The 24,927-nt window shown below is 69.2% G+C and carries 23 protein-coding genes; 13 read left to right on the forward strand and 10 right to left on the reverse strand.

The genetic code is table 11. The features are described from left to right. Nucleotides 1-5: 5 nt before the first annotated feature. Nucleotides 6-869, forward strand: a complete 864-nt coding sequence (locus AC1DMQ_RS21950) for a hypothetical protein (RefSeq protein WP_477035661.1) — start codon at nucleotides 6-8, stop codon at nucleotides 867-869. Here AC1DMQ_RS21950 and uvrA read toward each other — a convergent pair. Beyond that, entirely contained in the window at nucleotides 866-3,775 is a 2,910-nt protein-coding gene (gene uvrA, locus AC1DMQ_RS21955; protein ID WP_477035662.1) for an excinuclease ABC subunit UvrA, read from the reverse strand. The genes AC1DMQ_RS21950 and uvrA overlap by 4 nt on opposite strands. 276 nt (nucleotides 3,776-4,051) lie before the next feature. On the opposite strand from uvrA, the gene AC1DMQ_RS21960 reads away from it, so the two are divergent. Both AC1DMQ_RS21960 and AC1DMQ_RS21965 read left to right on the forward strand, forming a co-directional pair. Continuing rightward, the gene (locus AC1DMQ_RS21960) at nucleotides 4,052-4,687 is read left to right on the forward strand and encodes a hypothetical protein (protein WP_477035663.1); all 636 of its coding nucleotides are present in this window, start codon (nucleotides 4,052-4,054) and stop codon (nucleotides 4,685-4,687) included. Nucleotides 4,688-4,767: 80 nt separating this feature from the next. Then, nucleotides 4,768-5,232: a hypothetical protein gene (locus AC1DMQ_RS21965; protein ID WP_477035664.1), complete on the forward strand. Its 465-nt coding sequence runs from the start codon at nucleotides 4,768-4,770 to the stop codon at nucleotides 5,230-5,232. A 9-nt stretch (nucleotides 5,233-5,241) separates the two neighbouring features. Here the strand turns inward: AC1DMQ_RS21965 and AC1DMQ_RS21970 are convergent, their stop codons facing one another. Beyond that, nucleotides 5,242-5,967, reverse strand: a complete 726-nt coding sequence (locus AC1DMQ_RS21970; RefSeq protein ID WP_477035665.1) for a DUF1223 domain-containing protein — start codon at nucleotides 5,965-5,967, stop codon at nucleotides 5,242-5,244. A 171-nt stretch (nucleotides 5,968-6,138) separates the two neighbouring features. Between AC1DMQ_RS21970 and AC1DMQ_RS21975 the strand changes: the two genes are divergently transcribed. Next, nucleotides 6,139-6,333 carry a hypothetical protein gene (locus AC1DMQ_RS21975; protein ID WP_477035666.1) on the forward strand — a complete coding sequence of 65 codons (195 nt, stop codon included), beginning with the start codon at nucleotides 6,139-6,141 and terminating at the stop codon, nucleotides 6,331-6,333. Between the two features lie 4 nt (nucleotides 6,334-6,337). Here AC1DMQ_RS21975 and AC1DMQ_RS21980 read toward each other — a convergent pair whose 3' ends face one another. The 3 genes from AC1DMQ_RS21980 to AC1DMQ_RS21990 form a co-directional block, all read right to left on the reverse strand. After that, nucleotides 6,338-8,512 (reverse strand): ATP-binding protein, encoded by a 2,175-nt coding sequence (locus AC1DMQ_RS21980; protein ID WP_477035667.1) that lies wholly within the window; start codon nucleotides 8,510-8,512, stop codon nucleotides 6,338-6,340. A 124-nt stretch (nucleotides 8,513-8,636) separates the two neighbouring features. After that, on the reverse strand, nucleotides 8,637-10,439 hold the full coding sequence (locus tag AC1DMQ_RS21985; RefSeq protein ID WP_477035668.1) for an ATP-binding protein: 1,803 nt from the start codon (nucleotides 10,437-10,439) through the stop codon (nucleotides 8,637-8,639). Nucleotides 10,440-10,543: 104 nt separating this feature from the next. Next, complete coding sequence (locus AC1DMQ_RS21990; RefSeq protein ID WP_477035669.1) at nucleotides 10,544-11,020, reverse strand: DUF1203 domain-containing protein; 477 nt, start codon at nucleotides 11,018-11,020, stop codon at nucleotides 10,544-10,546. 222 nt (nucleotides 11,021-11,242) lie between these two features. Between AC1DMQ_RS21990 and AC1DMQ_RS21995 the strand changes: the two genes are divergently transcribed. The 3 genes from AC1DMQ_RS21995 (at nucleotide 11,243) to AC1DMQ_RS22005 (ending at nucleotide 16,209) form a co-directional block, all read left to right on the forward strand. Continuing rightward, a complete protein-coding gene (locus AC1DMQ_RS21995) occupies nucleotides 11,243-12,847 on the forward strand; it encodes an ABC-F family ATP-binding cassette domain-containing protein (RefSeq protein WP_477035670.1) in 1,605 nt (534 codons plus the stop codon). A gap of 84 nt (nucleotides 12,848-12,931) precedes the next feature. Continuing rightward, a complete protein-coding gene (locus tag AC1DMQ_RS22000; protein WP_477035671.1) occupies nucleotides 12,932-15,103 on the forward strand; it encodes a TonB-dependent receptor in 2,172 nt (723 codons plus the stop codon). Then, a complete protein-coding gene (locus AC1DMQ_RS22005; protein WP_477035672.1) occupies nucleotides 15,103-16,209 on the forward strand; it encodes a PepSY-associated TM helix domain-containing protein in 1,107 nt (368 codons plus the stop codon). Before AC1DMQ_RS22000 ends, AC1DMQ_RS22005 begins: the two co-directional genes overlap by 1 nt. A 182-nt stretch (nucleotides 16,210-16,391) precedes the next feature. On the opposite strand, the gene AC1DMQ_RS22010 is transcribed toward AC1DMQ_RS22005, so the two are convergent. The 3 genes from AC1DMQ_RS22010 to AC1DMQ_RS22020 are packed head-to-tail and all read right to left on the reverse strand — an operon-like array spanning nucleotide 16,392 to nucleotide 18,273. Beyond that, on the reverse strand, nucleotides 16,392-16,838 hold the full coding sequence (locus tag AC1DMQ_RS22010) for a flagellar basal body protein (protein ID WP_477035673.1): 447 nt from the start codon (nucleotides 16,836-16,838) through the stop codon (nucleotides 16,392-16,394). 5 nt (nucleotides 16,839-16,843) lie between these two features. Then, entirely contained in the window at nucleotides 16,844-17,161 is a 318-nt protein-coding gene (locus tag AC1DMQ_RS22015) for a rod-binding protein (protein ID WP_477035674.1), read from the reverse strand. Next, the gene (locus AC1DMQ_RS22020; protein WP_477035675.1) at nucleotides 17,161-18,273 is read right to left on the reverse strand and encodes a flagellar basal body P-ring protein FlgI; all 1,113 of its coding nucleotides are present in this window, start codon (nucleotides 18,271-18,273) and stop codon (nucleotides 17,161-17,163) included. Before AC1DMQ_RS22020 ends, AC1DMQ_RS22015 begins: the two co-directional genes overlap by 1 nt. Before the next feature lie 234 nt (nucleotides 18,274-18,507). Between AC1DMQ_RS22020 and fliX the strand changes: the two genes are divergently transcribed. Both fliX and dksA read left to right on the forward strand, forming a co-directional pair. Then, on the forward strand, nucleotides 18,508-18,936 hold the full coding sequence (gene fliX / locus AC1DMQ_RS22025) for a flagellar assembly regulator FliX (protein WP_477035676.1): 429 nt from the start codon (nucleotides 18,508-18,510) through the stop codon (nucleotides 18,934-18,936). Nucleotides 18,937-19,111: 175 nt separating this feature from the next. Continuing rightward, a complete protein-coding gene (dksA, locus tag AC1DMQ_RS22030) occupies nucleotides 19,112-19,540 on the forward strand; it encodes an RNA polymerase-binding protein DksA (RefSeq protein ID WP_477035677.1) in 429 nt (142 codons plus the stop codon). Between the two features lie 211 nt (nucleotides 19,541-19,751). On the opposite strand, the gene AC1DMQ_RS22035 is transcribed toward dksA, so the two are convergent. Together AC1DMQ_RS22035 and AC1DMQ_RS22040 are read right to left on the reverse strand one after the other, a co-directional pair. Next, the gene (locus AC1DMQ_RS22035; RefSeq protein ID WP_477035678.1) at nucleotides 19,752-20,363 is read right to left on the reverse strand and encodes a pyridoxamine 5'-phosphate oxidase family protein; all 612 of its coding nucleotides are present in this window, start codon (nucleotides 20,361-20,363) and stop codon (nucleotides 19,752-19,754) included. A gap of 51 nt (nucleotides 20,364-20,414) precedes the next feature. Then, nucleotides 20,415-20,771 (reverse strand): response regulator, encoded by a 357-nt coding sequence (locus tag AC1DMQ_RS22040; protein ID WP_477035679.1) that lies wholly within the window; start codon nucleotides 20,769-20,771, stop codon nucleotides 20,415-20,417. Between the two features lie 332 nt (nucleotides 20,772-21,103). Between AC1DMQ_RS22040 and AC1DMQ_RS22045 the strand changes: the two genes are divergently transcribed. The 4 genes from AC1DMQ_RS22045 to AC1DMQ_RS22060 all read left to right on the forward strand — a co-directional run bounded on the left by AC1DMQ_RS22045 (nucleotide 21,104) and on the right by AC1DMQ_RS22060 (nucleotide 24,856). Then, nucleotides 21,104-21,928: a crotonase/enoyl-CoA hydratase family protein gene (locus AC1DMQ_RS22045; protein WP_477035680.1), complete on the forward strand. Its 825-nt coding sequence runs from the start codon at nucleotides 21,104-21,106 to the stop codon at nucleotides 21,926-21,928. Continuing rightward, nucleotides 21,928-22,581 (forward strand): DUF3052 domain-containing protein, encoded by a 654-nt coding sequence (locus AC1DMQ_RS22050; RefSeq protein WP_477035681.1) that lies wholly within the window; start codon nucleotides 21,928-21,930, stop codon nucleotides 22,579-22,581. The genes AC1DMQ_RS22045 and AC1DMQ_RS22050 overlap by 1 nt, the downstream gene beginning before the upstream one ends. 46 nt (nucleotides 22,582-22,627) lie before the next feature. After that, nucleotides 22,628-23,761, forward strand: coding sequence for a M23 family metallopeptidase (locus AC1DMQ_RS22055; RefSeq protein WP_477035682.1), 1,134 nt, complete (start codon nucleotides 22,628-22,630; stop codon nucleotides 23,759-23,761). A 102-nt stretch (nucleotides 23,762-23,863) separates the two neighbouring features. Continuing rightward, nucleotides 23,864-24,856 (forward strand): tetratricopeptide repeat protein, encoded by a 993-nt coding sequence (locus AC1DMQ_RS22060; RefSeq protein WP_477035683.1) that lies wholly within the window; start codon nucleotides 23,864-23,866, stop codon nucleotides 24,854-24,856. Nucleotides 24,857-24,927: the final 71 nt, after the last annotated feature.

Consider the following 24,927-nt stretch of genomic DNA (forward strand, 5'->3'; position numbering starts at 1 on the left):
CTGCGATGACATCCCAGACCCTGTCTTGGCGCGACGGTGTATTGTCCGGCTTCCGGCTGGTCGCGCATCGACCGGCGGCGGCGCTGTCTTGGGCGTTTGTGTTCCTGATCAGCGGCGTGGCGTCCGCCGCCGCGCGGATCTGGGCCGTGCAAAGCTCCGATCCGGAAGCGGGGTTCGGGGCGATCGCCTTGAAGCTTTCCGCCAGCGGCCTGGTCGTGGGCCAGATCGCGGTGGTCGTAGCCCTGGCGGCCGTGCTGCGCGCTGAAATGCGGCCCGAGGATCAGCGGCGGGCCTGGCCCCGGTTCGGCGGTGACGAGCTTCGCCTGCTGGCCCTGACGATCCCGTTCACGCTGGCGACGCTGATCGGTTCGGCGATGATGATGTCGGCGTTGATGATGTATTCCATCAATCCGGAGCCGATTGTCTCGCGCATGGGCGCGTTGGGGCGGTTGGCGGCCGTCGTGCTGGTGCTGTTCGGCGCGCGGCTGGCCCTGGCGGCGCCCCTGACCGTCGCCGATGGCCGGGTGCGCCTGGCCAAGTCCGCGGACCTGACGCGCGGACGCCATCTGCGATTGGCGGCGATCCTGGTCACGACGCTGATCCTGGCCGGCTTGATCGAGGAGATCGCCAGCTACGGCCGAGACCTGTTGTCCGATGCGCTCGCCGTGAACGCGCCACGCGCCGCGACGCGATATCCGTCGGTCGCCGAAGCGATGAACGCCGCCCTTGGTCCACGGAGCCTGCTGCTGATGGCGTTCAGCGCGATGATCCACGTCGTGGCCTTCGCGGTGCAGGTCGCGCCGCTCGGCTACGCCTGGCGTCGCCTGGCCGGCGACCCGATCGTCGATCAGGCCGCCGTGTTCGACTAGGCCCGCTTGGCCGCCTTCAGCGCCGCGACCCGTTCCAGCCGCCGCTCCTCGTGGCGGGCCAGGACGTCCTTCAGATAGCGCCCGGTCCAGCTGGCCTCGACCTTGGCCACGTCCTGGGGCGAGCCCACGGCGACGATTTCGCCGCCGCCGTCGCCGCCTTCCGGACCGAAGTCCAGCAGCCAGTCGGCGGTCTTCACGACGTCGAGGTTATGCTCGATGACGACCACTGTGTTGCCCTGGTCGACCAGCTCGTGCAGCACCTCCAGCAGCTTCTTGGTGTCCTCGAAGTGCAGGCCGGTGGTCGGCTCGTCGAGGATATAGAGCGTGCGGCCGGTGGCCCGCTTGGAGAGCTCCTTGGACAGCTTCACGCGCTGGGCCTCGCCGCCCGACAGGGTGGTGGCCGACTGGCCGACCTTGATGTAGCTCAAGCCCACCCGCTTAAGCGTCTCCATCTTGTCGCGGATCGGCGGCACGGCCTTGAAGAAGTCGGCGGACTCCTCGACCGTCATGTCGAGGACCTCGGCGATGGTCTTGCCCTTGAACAGGATGTCCAGGGTTTCGCGGTTGTAGCGCTGGCCCTTGCAGACGTCGCAGGTGACGTAGACGTCGGGCAGGAAGTGCATCTCGATCTTGATCAGGCCGTCGCCCTGGCAGGCCTCGCAGCGGCCGCCCTTGACGTTGAAGCTGAAGCGGCCGGGGCCATAGCCGCGCGCCTTGCTCTCCGGCAGTTGGGCGAACCAATCGCGGATGGGGCCGAAGGCGCCGGTATAGGTCGCCGGGTTCGAGCGCGGGGTGCGGCCGATCGGCGACTGGTCGATGTCGATGACCTTGTCGAAGTTCTCCAGCCCCTCGATCCGCTCGTGCGAGGCCGGGGCGTCGCTGGCGTTGTTCAGGCGGCGCGCGGCGGCCTTGTACAGGGTCTCGATCGTGAAGGTCGACTTGCCGCCGCCCGATACGCCGGTGATGCAGGTGAAGGTGCCGACCGGGATCTCGCCGGTCACGCCCTTGAGGTTGTTGCCGGTGGCGCCGATGACGCGAAGCGTCTTCTTCTTATTGATCGGGCGGCGCTGTTCGGGCACCTCGATCTCGCGGGCGCCGGTCAGGTACTGGCCGGTGATGCTGTTGGGATTGGCCATGATGTCGGCCGGCTTGCCCTCGGCGACGATCTCGCCGCCGTGCACGCCCGCCGCCGGACCCATGTCGATCACATAGTCGGCGGTGAGGATGGCCTCCTCGTCGTGCTCGACGACCAGCACCGAGTTGCCCAGGTCACGCAGGCCCTGCAGCGATTGCAGCAGCCGGGTGTTGTCGCGCTGGTGCAGGCCGATCGACGGCTCGTCCAGCACGTAGAGCACGCCGGTCAGGCCGCTGCCGATCTGGCTGGCCAGGCGGATGCGCTGGCTCTCGCCGCCCGACAGGGTGCCCGAGCCGCGCGACAGGTTCAGATAGTCCAGGCCCACGTCGACCAGGAACCGCAGGCGGTCGTTGATCTCCTTCAGGATCCGCCGGGCGATCTCCATCTGCTTGTCGGAGAGGTGGCCTTCCAGCGCCGTGAACCAGTCGCGGGCCGGGCGGATGGCCAGGTTCGAGACGGCGGCGATGTCCAGGCCGTGGATTTTCACGGCCAGGGCTTCGGGCTTCAGGCGCTTGCCGTGGCAGACCTCGCAAGGCGTGTCGGACTGGTAGCGGCCCAGCTCCTCGCGGACCCACGAGCTGTCGGTCTCACGCCAGCGGCGCTCCAGGTTCGGCAGCACGCCCTCGAACGGCTTGGCGACCTCGTATTTGCGGGCGTTGTCGTCGTAGACGAACTTGATCTTCTCGCCCTTGGAGCCTTGCAGCACGATCTGGCGGGCGCTTTCCGGCAGCTTGTGCCAGGGCTCGTCCATCGAGAAGCCGTAGTGGCGGGCCAGGGCCTGCAGGGTCTGGGTGTAGAGCGGCGAAGGGCCCTTGGCCCACGGCGACACCGCGCCCTTGTGCAGGCTCTTGTCCTTGTCGGGGATGATCAGGTCGGCGTCGAAGGCCAGCTTGGCGCCCAGGCCGTCACAGGCCGGACAGGCGCCCGCCGGATTGTTGAAAGAGAACAGCCGCGGCTCGATCTCGGCGATCGTGAAGCCGCTGACCGGGCAGGCGAAGCGTTCGGAGAACAGCAGCCGGCGCGGCTCCTTCTCGCCCTCTTCGACATTGGCCCATTCGGCCACGGCCAGGCCGTCGGCGAGACGGAGCGCCTGTTCCATGGAGTCGGCCAGGCGCTGCTCCATGCCCGGCTTGGTGACGATGCGGTCCACGACCACGTCGATGTCGTGCTTGAACTTCTTGTCGAGGACCGGAGCGTCCTCGATCGGATAGAACTCGCCGTCGATCTTCAGCCGCTGGAAGCCGGCCTTCTGCCACTCGGCGATCTCCTTGCGGTACTCGCCCTTGCGGTCGCGGACGACCGGGGCCAGCAGGTAGAGGCGCGTGCCTTCCGGCAGGGCGGTGATCTTGTCGACCATCTGGCTGATGGTCTGGCTCTCGATCGGCAGGCCGGTCGCGGGCGAATAGGGAACGCCCACGCGCGCCCACAGCAGGCGCATGTAGTCGTGGATCTCGGTGACCGTGCCCACCGTCGAGCGCGGGTTGCGCGAGGTGGTCTTCTGCTCGATCGAGATGGCCGGCGACAGGCCTTCGATCAGGTCCACGTCCGGCTTGCTCATCAGCTCCAGGAACTGGCGGGCGTAGGCCGACAGGCTCTCCACGTAGCGGCGCTGGCCCTCGGCGTAGATTGTGTCGAACGCCAGGGAGCTCTTGCCCGAGCCCGACAGGCCGGTCAGCACCACGAGCTCGCCGCGCGGAATATCGACGCTGACGTTCTTGAGATTATGCTCCCGCGCGCCGCGCACGCGGATGAAGTTCAGTTGTTCAGCCATGTTTTCCGGAACGCGTGAGGCCGTGGGGAGAGCCACGGCGAGACGGCTATATGTAGGGCGCAGACCCGCGATTAACACAAGAACAAGGTGCGAACAAATGCCGCGTCTAGGTCGGTGTCAGGCTGCTGACAGTAGGAGTCAGCAGACGGCGCCGCTCGGACACTTCAAGGCCACGAAAAGAACGCGAGCTAAAGGCGATCATCACCCTGGGGCTTAAACCTGGGGTGGCGGATGGGGCGCGGCGAGGCGGCGAGACGGCGGCGCCTATGGATTTCCGTGCTGGGCGGCGTCGGGATCAACGCCCTGTTGCTGGCCAGCCTGATCCTGTCCGAGCGGCGGCCGCCGACCATGGACGACACCTCGCTGGTGATCTCGCTGGAGCGGCCCGAAGTTCGTCGGAGGACTTCGCCGCGCTCGCCGGCGCGATCGGCCCGCGATGCGCGGAGTTCGCCGATCGAGAAGGCGGCGCCGGCGCCGGACGTCGCGGCCGCTCCGGCCCAGACGCCGTCGGCGACGCCGGCCATCGATCCGGCCTGGGCCGTGGACGGCGGCGCCTGGACCGATCCCGCCCGGGCCGCCGACGCCAAGGCGAAATGGGCGCTGAAGGAGGGCGGACCCTTCCACCGCGGACGGTACAAGCGCGCCTGCCTGGGCCTCACCAGCGAGCACATGACCGACGAAGAGAAGGACCGCTGCTACGGAGAGTGGCGCGAGGCCGAACTGCGCTGGCAAAGGAAGATGGCCGGACTGCCTGCCAAGCCGCCGCCGTCGCGGTACGACGCCGAGGCGGCGCGCCAGGAGCGGTGCCGCGCCTATCGCACCCAACGAACGCCCGGCAACGCAATGGGCGGGTCGTCCCTGGACTTTCCGGGCGTGTCCGGCGGCGCGCCTCTGCGGCAAGGGCCCTGCTAGTCCGACCGGCCCAGTCTAGCGCCTCCAGGATGGAGGCCAAGACAGTAGGCGCTCAATCTTAACCGGCGTAGCCTGCCTGCATGACGCGCATTCGCCAGATCATCGCCGCCGTTGCTTCCTTCGCCGCCCTCGCCGTGGCCGCGCCGAGCCACGCCGCCGAGCCGTCGATCTTCGCCTCGCTGGACATCAACAAGGCCAAGGGCTGGGGCGACGCCCTGGCGGCCTGCGACATGACCCGGTTCTTCCTGTCGAACCCCGACCTTGAGGCCGGCACGATCATCGCACCCGGCGGCGGCATCCTCTACAAGCCGCTCTTCATCCCGACGAAGCTGCTCTACACGCCGTCCCTGATGGACGCCTTCGACACGCTGGAGCTGGTGGGCCAGGTCAAGCGCGAGGAGGTGGTCAAGGCGCGCTTCGACTTCGCTTCCGCCCTGATCCCGCAGTTCCACAAGGCCGGCGAGGTCGACAAGGCGTTCCTGCGCGATCAGATGAAGCTCTGCAACGTCCTGACCGACGACGTGAAGAAGCGGTACGGCGGCTAGCTCTCTGACCTAGAGCCGCGCCGCCGCCAGGATCGGGCCGCCGTTCGTGGCCTGGACCAGCACCGCCGTGCGCAAGGCCGGATCGGCGGGCGGCAGGGTGCTGAAGCCCACCGGCGCGCCGTTCCAGCCGCCCAGCCTGGTCAGTTCGCGAACCACGTCGCGGTGGGGCAGGGTCTTGCCGTTGTTCTCGCCGCGCTGGATGGCCACCTGCTGGACGCGCGGATCGTAGCGCACCAGCCAGACGTCGGCCCCGGCCTTCGGGGCCTGGCCCGCCCCGATCTCGACCCGGCCGCGCGACAGGGCGACCGTGGCGTCCATGGCCGGGCGGGCGCGGCGCAGGACCGCTTCCAACTCACGGGCGTTCGTGCCGATCAGGTCCTCGCGGCCCTCGACCACCATCTGCGGCGTGCCGAGCTGGGCGCCGAGGCCGCGCGCGTAAGCCTTCTGGCGGTCGGTGTAGGCCGTCTTTGCGAAGGTGTCCTTCCAGCCCAGCTGGTCCCAGTAGGTGACCCCGAAGCTCAGGGCCAGGACGTCGGGTCGGTCGGCGATGGCGTTGAGATTGGCGTTGGCCGGCGGGCAGGACGAGCAGCCCTGGCTCTGGAACAGCTCCAGCACCACCGGGCGCCGCGGCGTGCCGCCCGCGCCGGACATCGACCAGGCGCCCACGGCGACCGCCAGGGCGGTCCCCGCCGCCAGGCTGGCCCAGGCCGTCTTCCGCATCGTCGTCCGTGTCATGTCGCGCATCCCTATCGATCAGGTGATCGTCGGGGATCAGTTCGCGGCGGGACGGGCCAAGGTTACAGCGTTCACGAACAATAAACCGCCTTTGGAAGCGCAACCTTCAGCACCGCCGGTGTCTATGGCCGGGCAGACGCGCATGGGGCGCGCCGACGGAGATGATCGAGCGTGGCCAAGGCGGCGGCGAAAGAGGTTGCGAAGCCGGCGGCGCCGGAGGCTTCGGCCAAGGGCAAGGGCGGCAAGCCCGCCAAGGTCGCCCGTCAGCGCACCGAAATCGACGACATCATCACGCTGGTGGTCTGCATCGCCTGCACGATCTGGGCCTTCAAGATCATCGTCGACCTGGGCGCGCTGAGCTTCTGAGCCGCTAGGGCTCGCCGCCCAGGCGGACCCCCGACCAACGCGCGACGGTGTCCAGCAATTCGGCGGCCGAGATCGGCTTGCCGATATGCCCGTTCATGCCGGCGTCGGCGCTGGCCAGGATATGCTCGGGCAGCACGTCGGCGCTGAGCGCGATGATGGGCGTCTCGCGATTGTGGACGTCCTGCTGGCGGATCGCCCGCGCCGAGGCGAAGCCGTCGATGCCCGGCATCTGCAGGTCCATTAGGATCAGGTCGAACGGCCGGTCGGCGGCCAGGCGCAGAGCCTCCGAACCGCTGTCGGCCTCCGACACCTGGTGGCCGGTCGCCTCCAGCATCGCGCGCACCAGCTCGCGGTTGGCGTCCAGGTCGTCCACGACCAGGATCCGCGCCGCCGAGGTCGGCGACGCCGCGCTTTTCAGGCCGCGAGGCGCGGCCACGGGATCCAGCGGCGCGATCGTCGCGCCGACATAGAACCGGAAGATCGAGCCGCCGCTGGCCGAGGGGATCATCTCGATGGTCCCGCCCATCAACTCGACCAGCCCCTTGCAGATCGAAAGCCCCAGGCCCGTGCCGCCGTGACGGCGGCTCAGCGAGCCGTCCACCTGCGAGAACCGCTGGAACAGCAGTTCGCGCTTGTCGGGCGGCACGCCGCAGCCGGTGTCCGAGACCGCGACCTTCAGCATGTCGAACCCTGCGTGATAGGCCACGCTGATCCGGATTTCGCCCTCGTCGGTGAACTTGATGGCGTTGCTGACCAGATTGACCACGACCTGACGCAACCGGCCGGCGTCGGCGATCAGCGCCGGCGGCGCGGCGGGGTCGATGTCGAGCCGCAGGGTCAGGCCCTTGGCCTGGGCGGTGAACATGGCCGTCAAATCGTCGAAGAACGGCTTCAGGGCGAAGGGCTGGGGATCCAGCGCGACGTGGCCGGCCCCCAGCTTGGAGAAGTCCAGGATGTCATTGACGACCGCCAGCAGGGTCTGGCCGGCGGTGTTGACCCGCCGGACGTAGGCGCCCGCCGTCGGCGGCAGGTCTTCCAGTTCGCTCAGCAGGCTGGAGAACCCGTTGATCGCGGTCAGGGGCGTGCGGATCTCGTGGCTCATATTGGCCAGAAACTCGGACTTGGCCTCGGCGGCCGCCTCGGCGCGCAGCTTGGCGTCGCGCAGGGCCTCCTCGCGGACCCGCGCTTCGGTCACGTCCATGAACGCCCCGAACAGGGTCTCCACGCGGCCGTTGGCGTCCAGTTCGCCGGCGCCGTGGCAGACGACGTGGCGCACCGCGCCGTCGCGCCGGGTAAGCCGGCGCTCGAGCTCGAACGGCTCGCCCAGGGCCGCGGCGGCCTGCAGCCGGGCTCTCAGTTCGTCCCGTTCGGCGGGATCGTAGTGCAGGAGCAGCGTCTCCAGGGGCGGCGGCGCGGTGGTCGGGTCCAGGCCGTAGATCCGGTAGACCCCCTCCGACCAGGTCGTGACGCCGCTGGCGATGTCCACGCGCCAGTGGCCGATGCCGGCCATGGTCTCGGCCATCAGCGCGATGCGGTGGGCCTCGCGGATCTTGCGGGCCGAGGCCTCGGCCAGGACCGACGCCTGCGCCAGCTCGTGACGGGTCTGGGTCAGGTCGACCTGCACCGAGCGCAGGCCCCGGAACACCAGATAGGTCGTGGCCAGCACGGTCAGGATCCGCCAGGGCTCGCCCCGGTACACCATCATGATGCAGGCGGCCGACTGCACCACCATCATCGAGATCAGCATCGGCGTCAGGTTGGTGACCATGCGCCGGGGCTGGACGTAGTCCCGCGCCAGAATCTCGAACATCACGATGCCGTACAGCGTGACGCCGAAGGTCTGGGCCGCGCCGGACTGGACGAAGGTCAGGTAGAATCCGGCTGCGGCGTAGCCGGCGCTTTGCAGCCAGGCGAACCAGTTGTCGCCCTGGCCGGAACCGGTCCACGACGTGCTCCGGCTTTCGGCGACGGCGAGCAGCGCCATGACCGCCATCCAGGCGCAGGGCATCGGCCAGTCCGAATAGGGGATGGTGGCCAGGAAGACGACCGCGGAGAACACCAGCCGCGCGGCCAGGCCGTTGGCCCAGCGGGGCGACACGAGGAAGATCTCGCGGGCCGAGCGGAGGACATGGCGCCAGGCGGCCGGTTCGGTCGGGCCTGTTTCCGTTGAAGCCACCATCGAACGCCCCCGCCTGCGGTACTGGGCGCCCTTGTAGTCAAGCTGAGCCCAACAAGGAAGGTTAACCGAGACGCCGAAGCAAGGTTGTCGTCGTTGTCCGTGATCTGGACCTTTTGGCCTGGCCTCAGCCCACGGCCGTTGCGACGCCCTCCGGCGGGCCGCTCAGGGCCGCGTCCAGGGCCGCCACCAGGCGCTGGGCGGCGATCGGCTTGGCCACGAAGCCGTCCATGCCGGCGGCCAGGTAGCGGTCGGTCTCGTGGGTCAGGACGCTGGCGGTGACCGCCAGGATCGGCGTGCGGGTCCGGCCCTCGGCCGCCTCGCGCGTGCGGATGACCCGGCCGGCCTCCAGCCCGTCCATGCCCGGCATGTGGATGTCCATCAGGATGGCGTCCCAGGGACCGGATTCCCACATCGCCACCGCCTCGTGGCCGTCGCGCGCCACGCCGCAGGCGACGCCCATGTGGCCGAGCATGGCCTGGAGGACGGTGCGGTTGGTGGCGTTGTCGTCGACGACCAGCATCTTCAACTCGCCGTTCATCGCCGGTTCGTCGTCGGCCGCCTCGACGGGCGCCGGCCGGACCGGGGCCCCCAGGGCCGCGCAAGGCGCCTCGAAGGTGAAGCAGGCGCCGCCTTGCGTCGGGCTTTCGAAGCCGATCTGGCCGCCCATCAGCGTCACCAGCTCGCGGCAGATGGCCAGGCCCAGCCCGCTGCCGCCCGTGCGGCGCGTGCTCGATCCGTCGACCTGGACGAACTTCTCGAAGATCTGGGCGCGACGGGTCTCGGGCACGCCGACGCCGGTGTCGGTGACGGTGCAGGTCAGGGTCTGGGCGTCGCCGCCGATGCGCACGGCGACCTGGCCCGCGTCGGTGAACTTGATAGCGTTGGAGATCAGGTTGCTGAACACCTGGCGCAGCCGCGCGGCGTCGCCGTCGCGCCAGCCGCCGGCTCCGGGGGCGACCTCGAGGCTGAAGTCCAGGCCCTTGTCGTGGGCCAGGCCGCCATAGAGCTGGCGCAGGGTATCGGTCAGGGCGTCCAGGTCGAACGGGGCCCGGACGATCTCCATCTTGCCGGCTTCGATCCGCGAGATGTCGAGCACGGCGTTGATCACGTCCAGCAGGGTGGCGCCGCTGTCGTGGATCATGGCCAGGCGGGCGCGCTGCTTGGCCGACAGGGCGTCGCGCTCCATGGCCTGGGCCATGCCCAGCACGCCGTTCAGGGGCGTGCGGATCTCGTGGCTCATGGTCTCGAGGAACTCGGTCTTCACGCGGCTGGCGGTCTGGGCGACCACCATCAGCGCCTGGGCCTCGGTGCGCAGGCGGCGGTTCTCCTCGAGCTCGGCCTCCAGCTTGCGGTTCAGGGCGTCGGACGCCAGGCGCGCGCGCAGTTCGCGCATCACCGCGCCGCGCATCAGCGTCGACATGCCCAGGGCGGCGAAGGCCCCGGCCACGCCGATGAAGCCGTACTGGCTGACCAGGTCGCCCGGCGCGTTGCGGGCCATCAGCACCAGGCCGACGGTCGCCGCGGCGACACTGACGAAGGCCACGCGCCGGGTCGGGGCCGAGGTGGCGAACACCAGGGCCATCAGCACGAAATAGACCAACTTGGCCGGCTCGAAGTGGATGGACTGGTAGGCCGCGACATTGGCCATGAAAAGCGTGTTCATCGCCACGGCGGCGATCTCCAGCGCCGGCATTTGCGGCGGGCGGACCTTCAGCCGGCGCCACAGCCAGAACCCGGCCACGGCGGCGACCACCGCCAGCCCCTCCAGCACGATCAGGGCCAGACCCTTCTCGTAGAAGGGATGGGACAGGCTGATGAGGCTGTAATAGGCGGCGGCGGCCACCAGATAGCCGCGCAGGATCGGCAGGTACGACCCGACGATTTCCTGTGTGGGTATCGGTTCTGGCCTGCCGATCGTCCGCTTCATGAGCCCCCGCGCGCCTTCGTCAGCCCTCTGACTTGAAGCGAACCATAGGAGATCAAGGTTAAGTTGCGATTGAGACCGCTACCGTTCCCATACGATACTTGGACCTATACTTGGCCCACGCGATCAATGCGGGCGGCGTAGCAACCGGGCTTGGCGTAGTGGGCGTGGAGGTAGGCCACGGCGGGGTTTTCCAGCATGCGCTCGATCACCGGCGCGGCGGCCGCGCCCTCGACCACGTCGGCGTCCAGCAGCATGCCGGCCGCGTCAAAACCGCGCAGCGACAGTAACCGGCGGCGCAAGGCCGAGGGCAGGGCGTCGGTCGTCGACGCGGGGGCCTGGGCGGCTTCGCGGACGTAGATCGCGTGGCGCGAGCGGAAGGGGGTGTCGGCGGCCTGGTGCTCGTGGTTCAGCAGGATCAGGGTCTCGCCCGGCGCGGCGTCCTCCAGGGTGACGCGGCAGGGGAAGGCGAACGGCGCGTCGGCGACGACACGCAGCATGCCGCGCTCTGCCAGAGCCGCGTCGTCGAGGGCGAACAGCGGCGCGAAGGGCTCGATCGGCAGGCTGGAAACGGTGAAGGACATGATGGTCTCCCTTGGCTGAGACCCGCTTTTGGCGCCCGCCGGGCCGGCTCGACACCCGATCCTTGCGATGGGCGTGAAACTTGCCGAACCCAATCTTGTCGAACGAAGTTCGATCGCCTAGAACGTCCGTGCTCGAAATCCCGAGCCAACCGATGGAGGCCACCATGGACATTGCGATGGACGACCGTTTCGCCCTTCCCACTGACCTGACCGTGGTTTCCCATGCCTGCCTTCATCACTCTGGATTCCGTCAGCGCCGCCACCCCTGACGGCCGCGTCCTCTTCGACAATCTGAACCTGACGATCGGGGCCGAACGTATCGGCCTCGTGGGGCGCAACGGCGTGGGCAAGTCCACACTGCTGTCGCTGATCGGCGGGATCGCCGCCCCGACCTCGGGGACGGTCAGCCGCGCCGGCGTGGTCGGCGTGCTGCCGCAGTTGCATGCGCCGTCGCCGGGCGCGCGCCTGGCCGACCTGCTGGGCGTCGGACCCGCCTGGGACCGGCTGTGCCGCATCGAGGCGGAGGAGGGGACCGAAGAGGACCTGATCGAGGCCGACTGGACCCTGCCGGGCCGCGTCGCCGCCGCCCTGGCCGAGGTCGGGCTGTCGCGCCGAGACGCCTCCGATCCCGCCGCCGCCCTTAGCGGCGGCCAGATGACCCGCGCGGCCCTGGCCGGTCTGCTGGTCGCCGCGCCCGACGTCATCCTGCTGGACGAGCCGACCAACAACCTGGACGCCGGCGCCCGCGGCCTGCTGGCCGACGTGCTGCGACGCTGGAAGGGCGGAGCGGTGGTGGTCAGCCACGATCGGAGCCTGCTGCGCGGCATGGACCGGATCGTCGAGCTGACCAGCCTGGGCGCGACCAGCTATGGCGGCGGCTACGATCTCTATGCCGAGCGCAAGGCCCAGGCCGTGGCCGCCGCCGAGCACGACCTGGAGGCGGCCGAGCGTCAGGTGCGCCAGGCGGCCCGCGAGGCCCAGGTCGCCCGCGAGCGCAAGGCCCGTCGCGACGCCTCCGGCCGCAAGTTCGCCGCCAAGGGCAGCGAGCCGAAGATCCTGCTAGGCGCGCAGGCCGAGCGGGCCGAGCTGAGCGGGGCGCGAGACGGGCGGCTGGCCGACCGCGCCGCCCAGGACGCCGCCCAGGCCCGCGAGGCCGCCGACGCCCGGGTCGAGCGCCTGCGCCGCCTGGCCTTCGACCTGCCGTCCTGCGACCTGCCCGCCGGGCGGACCGTTCTCGACTTCGACGGCGTCGGGTTTGCATACAAGAATGGGGCCTATCCGGACGGACCGCTGGTGCTGTCGGACGTCAGCTTCCGCCTGACCGGTCCCGAGCGGGTGGCGCTGGTCGGCGGCAACGGGGCGGGCAAGTCGACCCTGATCCGGTTGGCGACCGGCGGGCTGGCGCCGACGACCGGAACGGTGAACCGCGGCGTCGCGGCGGCCCTGCTGGACCAGCGGGCGGCGGTGCTGGACGAGACCCAGACCATCCTGGAGAACTTCCGCCGCCTGAACCCGGCGGCCGGCGCCAACGAGGCCCACGCCGCCCTGGCGCGGTTCCTGTTCCGCAACGTCGCCGCCCACCAGACGGTGGCCACGCTCAGCGGCGGCGAGCGCCTGCGTGCGGCCTTGGCCTGCGTGCTGATGGCGGCCGATCCGCCGCAACTGCTGATCCTGGACGAGCCGACCAACCACCTGGACCTCGACTCCGTCCAGGCGGTGGAGAGCGCCCTGGCCGGCTACGACGGCGCCCTGCTGATCGCCAGCCACGACGAGGATTTCCTCGACGCGGTGGGGGTGGAGCGGCGGATCGAACTCCAGTCGCGGTGAAGGTACACGTTACGGTTCATTGCTAATCACTCTCAACAGCAGTTATACGGCGCCATCTTTTGTACTGCCGGGGCGTCGACCAACATGCGGACCATCTCAACCTGCGGCCTTGGTCGTCGTGCGTCGGCCCTGGCCGGTCTCAGCCTGCTGGCCCTGTCCGTCGCGACCGCCGCTCACGCCCAGGACGCGACCGACGTCGACCAGCTGGTGGTCACCGCCACCCGCACCATCCTGCCGGCCAGCGCCCTGCCGCTGACCGTCGACGTGATCGATTCCGAGGCCCTGTCGCAGCAGGTCAGCGTCAGCGGCTCGATCGTCGACGCCGTCTCGACCCTGTCGCCGTCGTTCTCGCCCACCCGCCAGAAGCTGTCGGGCGCCGGCGAGACCCTGCGCGGCCGCTCGCCGCTGTACGCGATCAACGGCATCCCGCAGTCGACCCCGATCCGCGACGGCTCGCGCGACGGCTATACGATCGATCCGTTCTTCATCGACCGGGTCGAGGTGATCTACGGCTCCAACGCCCTGCAAGGCATCGGCGCCACCGGCGGCGTGGTCAACCAGGTGACCGTCGGCCCGCCCAAGGCGGACGGGGTCAGCGGCAAGATCCTGACCCAGGTCACCACCGGCAACGATCTGGGCGACAGCGTCGGCGGCAAGCTGGCGGGTCTGGTGGCCTGGCGCGGCGGCCAGTTCGACGCCACCGCCGGCGTCGCCTACGACGCGCGCGGCGCGTTCTACGACGGCGACGGCCGCCGTCTGGGCATGGACGGCACCCAAGGCGACGTCCAGGACTCCAAGGCCCTGTCGTTCTTCACCCGCCTGGGTTGGCAACTGGGCGACAACACCCGCCTGGACGTGGTGGCCAACCGCTTCGAGCTGAAGGGCGACGGCGACTACGTCACCACCGTCATCACCGCCGCGCGGCCCAATCCGCCGACCAACGGCAACCGCATCATGCACGTGCCGACCACCAGCTTCCGCGGCGTCCAGCCCGGCGAGCCGGCGGCCAACCGCGTCGAGACCGTGTCGGCCTCGCTGGTCAACAGCGACCTCTACGGCGGCAACCTGATCGCCCAGGCGTTCTTCAACCGCACGCGCGACACGTTCGGCGGCGACGTCAACGCCACCTTCCAGGACCCGGCCATCGCCCCGGCCGGCACGCTGTTCGACCAGTCGTCCAACCGCTCGCGCAAGCTGGGCGCGCGGGTCAGCTACGAGCGGGCCATTCCGGGGATCGAGGGCCTGACCGGCACGGTCGGCATGGACACCATCAACGATCGCACCGAGCAGCTGCTGATCGAAACCGGCCGCGCCTGGGTGCCGCCGACCGAGTTCCAGAGCGTCGCGCCGTTCGTGCAGGGCAACCTCTCGCTGCTCGACGACAAGGTGCACTTCGCCGGCGGCGTGCGCTTCGAGAACGTCGAGCTGAAGGTCGACGACTTCACCACCCTGGCCTTCTACGGCTCGCGCAAGGTCAGCCGCGGCAATCCCGAGTTCAAGGCGACCCTGGCCAACGGCGGCGTCGTTGTCGAGCCGGTCCGCGGCCTGCGCGTCTACGCCAGCTACGCCGAGGGCTACACCGTGCCGGACGTCGGCCGGATCCTGCGCGGCATCAATGTCGACAACGTCGACGTCGACACCTTCCTGAACATCGAGCCGATCGTGTCCAACAACCGCGAGATCGGCGCCGAACTGAAGCGCGGACCGTTCGACGCCAGCCTCAGCTATTTCTGGTCGGCCTCGAAGCTGGGCCAACTGCTGATCCGCAACAGCGGCGGCATCTTCGACGTCCAGCGCCAGCGGGTCGAGATCGAGGGGCTGGAAGCCAATCTGAAGGCTCGCACCCCGATCCAGGGCCTGGTCGTCTCGGCCGGCTACGCCCACCTGGAGGGCCGGACCGACACCAACGCCGACGGCAAGGTCGACAAGGACCTGGACGGCGCCAACATCTCGCCCGACCGCCTGAACCTGGCCGCCGACTACCAGGGCGACAAGTGGGGCCTGCGCTTCCAGATCCAGTCGTACATCAAGCGCGACATGCAGAACGCCCTCGTGAAGGACGACTTCGCCGGCTACACCCTGGCCGACGTGTTCGTGCGCTACCAGCTGCCGGTCGGGGCGCTGTCGCTTGGCGTCCAGAACCTCTTCGACGAGCAGTACATCTCGTACAATTCCGACACGACGGCGCCGGCCAACGACCGGTTCTTCGCCGGGCGCGGGCGGGCGGCGACCCTGGGCTGGGAAGCCCGCTTCTGATGAAGATCGTCCGGCTCATCCACCGTTGGACCGGCGGGCTGATCGGCCTGCTGCTGGCCGTGATGGGCCTGACCGGCACGCTGCTGCTGCACGAGGACGCCTTCCTGCGCGCCACCGTGCCGCACGCCGCCGACGCCCAACGCCAGGACGCCGCCAGCTTGGGCGCGGCCGCGACGCGGATCTTCGCCGCCAAGGACCGCCCGCGCTCTATCGTGCTGGCGACCGAACGCCTGGGCTTGCACAAGCTGGCCTACAAGGGCGAGAACGCCGCCTATGCCGACCAGGACGGCGCGATCGTCCAGAGCTGGAGCTCGAACTGGACCCGGCCCGAGGTCTGGCTGTTCGACCTGCACCACCACCTGTTCAACGGCGACACCGGCGAGATCGTCGGCGGGATCGCCGGCCTGGCGGGCCTGGGCTTTGTCGGCACCGGCCTGTGGCTGTGGTGGCCGACCCGGCGGATGTTCCACATCCGACCGTGGCCGCGGATGATGAAGCGGGCGGCCATCGTCCACCACCACCGCGACCTCGGTGTGCTGGTGGCGCCGCTGCTGATCCTGTCGCTGACCACCGGGGCGGCGATGAACCTGAAATGGTTCTCCGACGCGATCCGCGCGCCATTCTCGTCGGCGGCCGTGATGAAGGCCGCCTCGGCCCCGCCGAAGATCAAGGGCGGCAAGCTGGCCAAGGACCTGGACTGGACGGCGGTGATCGCCCAGGCTCAGGCCCGCTATCCCGGCGCGGAAATCCGCACGATCGGCCTGCCGGCCAAGCCGGGCGCGCTGGTCTCGGTGCGGTTGCGCCAGCAGGCCGAGTGGCTGCCCAACGGCCGCACCATGGCCTGGTTCGATCCGGCGACCGGCAAGATGGTCGCCGACCGCGACGCCCAGGGCCTGCCGCTGGGCTCGCGCATCGCCAACCTCGACTACCCGCTGCACGCGGCCAAGGTAGGCGGCCTGCCGTACCGGTTGGTCATGACGGTGTCGGGCGTGACCCTGACCCTGCTGGGCACGCTGGCGGTGGCGACCTTCTGGGGCAACCCGGTGGGCAATCCCAAGCGGCGGAAGAAGGCGGCGAAGGCCAAGGCGGTCGAGGTGACGGCCTAGGTTCTTCTCCCCTTGCGGGAGAAGGTGTCGGCGAAGCCGACGGATGAGGGGTCTCCCAAAAAGCAAACGCCGCGACCGGCCTTGAGGCTGATCGCGGCGTTTGCGTTCTTCGACCCCTCACCCGACCTCCTTCGGAGGCCGCCCTCTCCCGCAAGGGGAGAGGGGTCAGGCTCTTGGCGGCATCAGGCCCGTTGGTTCAACGTGATCGCCGTGCCGTTCTGACGATAGGCCGCGCCCTGGGCGCCGGGGCCGTAGCCGGAAGCGGTGGGGCGCTGTTCGGCGACCTCCTGGGCGATGGCGCGGACCAGGCCCTCGGTGACGGTCTTGGCGGCGGTGACGGCGCGGCCCTGGCGGGCCAGGACGGCGTCGAAGGCCTCGGTGGCGCGCACCAGGCGCGCGCGACGCTGCGGCGCGGCGCCCGACACCAGGGCGACGTTGCCGCGCACCCGGGTCGACTCGTGGCGGTAGAGATTGGCCAGCTTGGCCACCTCGTCGACATACTGCGCCGCCTCGTGCGGGCGGCGGGCCTCGAAGGCGGCCGACTGCCTGGCGATCAGGTCGGTCAGGCGTTCGGTCAGGATGATCAGCTGTTCGACGCGGTCGTCGCAATCGAGGGCGGTGAGGGCCATGGGGGTTACTCCTTCAGACCTTGCATCTTCAGCATTTCCTTCTGGATCGACGCGGCCACGCCGATGCCGCCGGCCTTGGAGACCTGCTTGGCCATTTCCTCGGCCAGAAGGGACTTGAACATGTCCTCGCCGGCCCCGCCGCCGCCGATCTCCGGCGTCTTCATGCCGGCGGTCATCGACTGCATCATCACCGACAGGAACGAGGCCTCGAACTTCTGGGCCGTGTCGCGGATCTTGCCGCGCTTGAGCAGTTCGGCGGTCGAGGCGGCGGTCGGGCCGACGGTGTCGATGGGCGAAACGGCGGCTGAGGAAAGAGCGCTCATCACATCACCTCGATTTCGGCTTGCAGGGCGCCCGAAGCCTTGATGGCTTGCAGGATCGAGATCATGTCGCGCGGCGTGACGCCAAGGGCGTTGAGGCCGCCGACCAGGCTCTTGAGCGAGGCGCCGCCGCCCAGGGTCAGCAGCTGCTTGCCAGTCTCCTCGTTGACGCTGACGGTCGACTGCGGGACCACCCGGGTCTGGCCCTGGCTGAACGGGGCCGGCTGGCTGACGGCCGGGGTCTCCTGGACCGAGATGGTCAGGTTGCCCTGGGCGATCGCCACCTGGCTGATGCGCACGTCGTCGCCCATGACGATCACGCCGGCCACTTCGTCGATGATCACCTTGGCCGGGGCGTCGGGCTCGACTTCCAGGTTCTCGATGTTGGTGACGAAGCTGATCATGTCCATGCCGGCCGGCGGACGCACGGCGACGATGGTCGGGTTCTGGGCCTGGGCGCAGTTGGGGAAGCGGGTGTTGATGGCGTCGGCGATGCGGCGCGAGGTGGTGAAGTCCGGATTGCGCAGGGTCATGCGCAGGACGTCCATGCTCACCATCTGGAAGCCGGTTTCCTTTTCGATGATGCCGCCGGCGGCGATCCGACCCGCGGTCGGCACGCCCTTGGTGACCGAGCTGCCCGACGCGCCGCCGGCCGAGACCGAACCGGTCTGCACCGAGCCTTGCGCCACCGCGTAGGTCTGGCCGTCGGCGCCTTGCAGCGAGGTGACCAGCAGGGTGCCGCCCAGCAGGCTCTTGGCGTCGCCGAGGGTGGAGACCGTGACGTCCATGCGCGCGCCGGCCGCCGAGAACGGCGGCAGGTTGGCCGTGACCATGACGGCGGCGGTGTTCTTGGTGTTGAGGTTGCCGTCGCGGACGTTGACGCCCTGGCGCTCGAGCATGGCCTCCAGGCTCTGCTTGGTCATCGGCGCGTTGCGCAGGCTGTCGCCCGAACCGTTCAGGCCCACGACGATGCCGTAGCCGACCAGCTGGTTGTCCCGCACGCCTTCGAAGGCGACGATGTCCTTGATGCGCGACTTGGCGTCGGCCGGGCTGGAGACCAGGGCGACGGCGGCGAGAGCGAGGCCCAGAACGGAGGCAAAGAATGAACGAGACATGGCGATCCTACGGCGGGGTGGCATCCCCGCGCCGTCCCATGCCAGAACCGGGCCAGTCCGAACGTGCTGAAAAGCTCAATGAAATCCGTCGAAAGGCGTGCATTTTTCGCCTGCGACATTCTGGTTCGGCAGATTCTGCCCGGCATTAACCATACCGCAAGCGGCGCCCCAGCAAGATGTGGTTAACGGGGAGGGGGTGACTCCCTAAATCGTGAGTCGGAGCAGCGTTTCGTCATGAAGGTTTCCAGCACGGGAGGCGCGGGCGCGGTTGGCGCATCGCGGGCCAAACCGGCGGGCGGCGGATCGGGGTTTTCCCTGCCTTCGGTGGGCGGGACCAGCGCCGCGTCCGGGGTCGCCCAGACAGGCGGCGTGGCCGGGGTCGGATCGCTCGACGCGCTCCTGGCCTTGCAGGCCGACATGGACCCAGCGGAGCGCAAGCGTCGGGCGGTCAAGCGGGCCGGCGGCCTGCTGGACCTGCTGGACGCCCTGAAGCTGGCCACCCTGGACGGCGAGGTTTCGACCGGCACGCTGTCGCGACTCAAAAGCGCCGTACGCGAACATCGCGAGGCCACGGACGACCCCAAGCTCGAGGCGATTCTCAACGAAATCGAGACCCGGGCCGCCGTCGAAGCGGCCAAGCTCGAACAGATGCGACTGGGCTGAGAACGCTGATGAAACCGTATCTTAAAGAACACGGTTCATCGAATATCCCCAGATTCGCGATGTCCGTGCACGTCGGTGAACACGCCGCTCACGCGACGTTCATTGAACCCGGCTATCGTTTTGGTATAAGCACCCGGCCTGACCTGGGCGGAGTTCATCGGGGCGTGAGGCGTTAATGCAAACGGCCACTGTTCTTAAGATACCAGACTCGTATCGTCCGTCGGATGACGAGCCTTTCATGAACGAGCGTCAGCTTGAGTATTTCAAGCAAAAGCTGAACGCCTGGAAAGAGGAGATCCTCCGCGAATCTCGCGAGACGGTCGCCCATCTCCAGAAGGAAACTGAAAACCATGCCGACCTCGCCGATCGCGCGTCGTCGGAAACTGATCGGGCGCTGGAACTTCGCACCCGGGACCGCCAGAGAAAACTCATCTCGAAAATCGACCAGGCGTTGCGCCGGGTCGAGGACGGTTCCTACGGCTACTGCGAGGAAACCGGCGAACCGATCGGTTTGGCTCGACTGGACGCGCGGCCCACCGCGACGCTCAGCCTGGAAGCCCAGGAACGTCACGAACGTCGGGAACGGGTTCACCGCGACGACTGAGACCCTTCAAGGGATCTCGACTGAATGTGTTTCGAACGGCCCCGCCTCACCGCGGGGCCGTTTTTGTAAGGTCCTCCCCCTGTGGGGGAGGCGATCGCGCAGCGATCGGCGGGGGGAGTTTTAGGGTCGAAGATCCGGGCTCCGGCGATCGGCCGATAACTCCCCCTCCGTCGGCTTCGCCGACACCTCCCCCACAGGGGGAGGATCTAGTTCACCACAGGCTCGCCGCCGCCCGTTCCGGCCATCCCTTGTCGTATTCCTCCCCGCCGATGGCGTTCTGGCTCATCGCCGCCAGCATCGCGCCGGGCGAGGGCAGGGATCGGGGATCCACCTGAGCCTCGGCCTTCCACAGGCCCGATCGGACGATCGCCCGGGCGCACTGGAAATAGGCCTCGACCACGGTGATCACCAGGCAGGTGCGCGGCGCCTTGCCGTCGACGGCGAAGCTGGCCAGCAGGTCGGGATCGGCGCTGACCACCGCCCGGCCGTTGACCCGGAACGTCGTGCCCGAGCCGGGGATCAGGAACATCAGCGCCACCCGCGGATCGCGGATCACGTTGCGCAGGCTGTCGGTGCGGTTGTTGCCGCGGCGGTCGGGCAGGATCAGGGTCCGCTCGTCGTGGATGCGGACGAAGCCGGGCTGGTCGCCGCGCGGGCTGCAGTCCAGGCCCTCGGGGCCGACGGTGGCCAGGGCCAGGAACGGCGAGGCCTCGATCAGGGCGCGATAGTGCGGGGTGATGCGGTCGGCGACCTTGACGGTCGAGGCCGGGACCGGGGCCGGCGTGTAGAGGGCTTCGAGCGCCTCGAGGCTGTCGATGATCATGGACGGCTCCCCTGCAGGGCCGCCAACATAGCGGGTGTCGCTATCGCGCGCCTAGGCGTTGGCGCTCTGGACCATGGCGCAGGCCTCGGCCAGGCGGTGGGGCGAGATCGGCTTGTCGACCACGGCGCGGGTGCGCGCGCCCAGCTGGTCGGCGTTGCCGGTGACGTAGACCACGGGGATCGGCCCCAGGCGGGCGAGGATGGCGGTCACCGCCTCGACGCCGGTGCCGCCGATGATGCGATAGTCGGCGGTGATCAGATCGGGCGGACGCCTGAGGGCGCAGTCCAGCGCCTCCTGGGGGCTTTCCGCGATATCGAAGGTGTCGAACCCTTGCTCGGCGAGCAAAGCCTCCACTTCCATCGCGATGAGGATTTCATCCTCGATGATCAAAGCATGTCTGTGGGACATGTGCACTGCACGCCACCGCTTTTAAAATTCGTCCCTGGCGTTAGTAGAAGCCTATGATTCTGTTCTGCGCTAACGGTTTTTACGGCTCAGCTTGTCTAAAATGTCGCAGGGCGTGCTGTTGCGTCTTGTTCTCACGCCGCAAGATCTTCCAGGTGTTGTGTGTGATCACAAAAACAAGCGCACGGTCTTGTCGGTTTTGGGCGAAGTCGGGGATTTACCTTAGTTTATAAAACAAAGTCCGCCGAGCGCTGGTCTCTTGCCTCTCCCTGGGTGATTTGCGCTATGCAGATCAAAAAGGCCCAAGCCGAAAAACCCGCAGGAGCGCGCCCGCCATGTCGCAAGACACCCCCTCGACCCCTCCGCCCCTGATCCTGACCGAGAAGCGCGGCCACATCGCGATCCTCACCCTCAACCGGCCGGACGCCCTGAACGCCCTGGGCGCTCCGGGCGACGGCGATCAGGTGGCGGCCGCCTGCGAGGCGATCAACGACGACCAAGACATCCGCTGCGTGATCCTGACCGGCGCGGGCCGGGCCTTCTCGGCCGGCGGCGACGTCAAGGCGATGAAGGCGCGGGAAGGGGCGTTCGGCGGCAACGGCGTCAAGGTCCGCGACGGTTATCGCAAGAACATCCACCGCATCGTGCGGGCCATCTACGGCCTGGAGGTCCCGTCGATCGCGGCGGTCAACGGCGCGGCCATCGGCCTGGGCTGCGACGTGGCCTGCATGACCGACATCCGCATCGCCGCCGACACCGCCAAGTTCGGCGTCACCTTCCTGAAGCTGGGCCTGATCCCCGGCGACGGCGGGGCCTGGCTGATGCCGCGCACCATCGGCATGAGCCGCGCCGCCGAGCTGCTGTTCACCGGCGACGTCATCGACGCGGCCAAGGCCGCCGAGTGGGGGCTGGTCAGCAAGGCCGTCCCGGCCGACACCCTGATGGACGAGGCCATGGCCCTGGCCACGCGGATCGCCCAGCAGCCGCCCCACGCCCTGCGGATGGGCAAGAGCCTGCTCAAGCACGGCCAGACCGCCAGCTACGACACGCTGATGGAGATGAGCGCCGCGGCCCAGGCCATCGCCCACCACACCGACGACCACATGGAGGGCGTCGACGCCATCCTCGAGAAGCGCCAGCCCAACTTCAGGGGGTCGTGATGGGCAAGGAGGCCAAGGGCGTCTGGGGCCAGCTCTCCGACGGCGAGAGCGACGGCAAGCTGGTGTGGGAGCCGCCCAAGCTGATCTTCCGCGGCGCGGTGCGCGGCATCTACCAGGGTCACGCCCTGCGCGACCTGAAGGTCGAGGGCGATGACCTGGTGCTGACCGACGGCACGCGCTTCACGCTGGAGCCGGGCCAGGCCGACAAGTGGCTGCACGCCATCCAGAACCCGCCCGGCCGGTTGGACAAGCTGGGCGTCAAGGCCGGCCAGACCGTGGTGGTCGAGGCGATCGACGACGCCGAGTTCCTGGACGAGTTGTCGACCCGCGTCGAACCGGTGGAGGCCTACGAGGGCATCGACCTGCTGTTCCTGGGCGTCGAGGACCTGGCCGACTTCGACCAGCTCGAAGACCTGATCGGCGGCCTGGGGCCCAAGGGCGCGATCTGGATCGTCGCCCAGAAGGGCAAGGGCGCGCCGCTGAAGGACGTCGAGATCCTGACCGCCGCCCGCGAGCAGGGCCTGGTCGACACCAAGGTCTGCGCCTTCTCCAAGACCCACACCGCGCTGCGCTTCGTGAAGCGCAAGGGCGAGGCGGTGGTGAAGCCGGCGCCGGCCGAGGACGACGAGGGTTTCGACGGCGACGAGGATTGATCCCACGCCGCTTCGACCCCACGTCCGGGCCATCGGGGAGATCGCCATGAGACACCGCATCGCGCCGCTCTTCGCCTGCCTGATGCTGGTGTCGGCGCCCGCCGTCGCGCGGTCGGCCGAGCCCCTGCGGGAGTCGTTCGACATTGTGGTCCCCAAGGCGGCGTCCCCGGTCGCCGTCGCGGGGCGCGTGCAGCTGCTCTACGAACTGCACCTGACCAATTTCAGCCAGGAGCCGCTGGCGCCCCTGAGCTTGCGGATCACCGATCCCGACACCGGCGCCGTGATCGCCGAGTTCGCGGAAGAGGCCCTGCGGCGACGGCTGGCGACCGTGCCGGCCGGCGGCAAGGACGCGGCGCTCGCCCCGGGCCGCCGCACGGTGGTCTTCGTCGAGCTGGACCTGCCGGCGGGCGGTGTTCCGCGCCGACTGGCCCACGAGGTCGCCTACGCCGCCGGCGAGGCGAGGTTCACGGTCGCGGGGGCGGAGGTGGCGGTTGATGTGACGCCGCCCGTCGTCCTCGGCCCGCCGCTCGCCGGCGGCCCCTGGGTCGCCGTGCACGCCGCCGAATGGCCGCGCGGCCATCGCCGGGTCGGCTACACGGTCGGCGGAAGAATGCGGATTCCCGGCCGGTTCGCGGTCGACTTCGTGCGGGTCGACGACCAGGGGCGGACCACCCACGGTGACAAGGACCGCCCCGCCGACGCCCTGGGCTATGGGGCCGAGGTCCTGGCCGTCGCCGACGCCACGGTGCTGGCCGTCCGCGACGGCATGGCCGAGAGCCCCAGCATCGCGGGCAATCCCAAGCATGCGATCGGCGACGCGGCGGGCGACTATGTGGCGTTGCATCTGCCGGGCGGCCGCGTGGCGTTCTACGAGCATCTGAAGCCGGGCAGCGTTCGGGTGAAGGCCGGTGACAAGGTCCGGCGCGGTCAGGTCCTGGGCGCGCTGGGCTTCACCGGCGACACCACGGGACCGCACCTGCACTTCCACGTCGCCGACGGCGAGACGCCGCTGGGCGGCGAAGGCGTTCCGTTCGCGATCGACCGGTTCACGTTGCTGGGCCGCTATGTCGACATCGGCGGCCTGGGCGCGCGGCCCTGGGATCCCCCGCCGGCGGGGCTGGAGCCGCGCCGCGCCGCCGAATGGCCGGACTCCAACGCGGTCGTCCGGTTCGCGGAGTAGGGCGGCCCCTCGGGTCTCGGCGCGTGACCCCCGCGTGATCCACCTGATGGGGACGGTCGGCGCGGACGGTTAGGCTGGCGGCCTGTCCAGGGTCCAAAGCCGATGACCTTTCCCATGGCGACGGCGTCGTCCGTCCTCCTCGTCGCGAGCCTGAGCGTGCTGCTGGGCGGCCCGCCCGTCACGGCCCAAAACACGGCTCAGGCCGCCGCCAAGACCTGGACGCCGCCGACGCCGCCCGCCGATCTCCAGGCCGCGCTCGACAAGGCGGCCACGGGTTCGCCCGAGGCCCTGACGGCCCTGGCCGACGGCGGCCGCGCCGACGCCCAGGCCTATGCCGGGCTGCTGTTCGTCTTCGGCCGGGGCAAGATCGCGCCGGACCCGCCTCGCGGCTGCGCCTACGCCGCCAAGGCCGCGGAGCAGCGGGCCGACGCCATGCATCTGCGCGCCCGCTGCCTGCAATACGGCCTGGCCGGCGGCGCGCCCGATATCGAGGGCGCCAAGGCCGCCTACACCCGGGCCATGCAACTGGGCTATCCGCAGTCCAAGTGCGCCCTGGGCCAGATGCTGATGGTCGAGCCGGTCTCGGCCGACCGCGGGGTGGCGTTGTGCAAGGAGGCCGCCAAGGCGGGCGACAACGAGGCGCAGCTGGTGCTGGGCTCGGCCTACCTGACCGGCAAGCCGGTGGCCCGCGACCCGGCCGAGGCGCGCAAGTGGTACGAACTGGCCGCCAAGCAGAACCCCCTGCTGGCAGCGCGCAAGCTGGGCGAGTTGTACGCCAGCGGCGAGGGCGGCAAGCGCGACACCAAGAAGGCGATGGAACTGTGGACCGCCGCCGAAAAGGCCGGCGACCAGGCGGCCTGCATCCTGATGGCCGACCAGCTGTTCTCGGAGATGACCGGCGGTCGCAAGCCTGGGCCGGGGACCTATGCGTTCAAGGGCGGCGTGCCGGTCAAGGACATCGAGGTGGTCGAGCTGTGGTACCAGGCGGCGCTCGACCGCGACCCCCGGCCCGAGGTCAAGACCCGCGCCCAGTACGCCCTCAAGCTTCTCGCGAGCTTCAAGACCGCCAACGTGTCGACGAAGAAGCCCAGATAGCCGCGCTGCTTATGTCGCTATATCTAGGGACGTGGACAATTAGACTCACAACTAAAAATTGACTTACAAGC

Source organism: Caulobacter sp. 05L422, assembly GCF_056397765.1.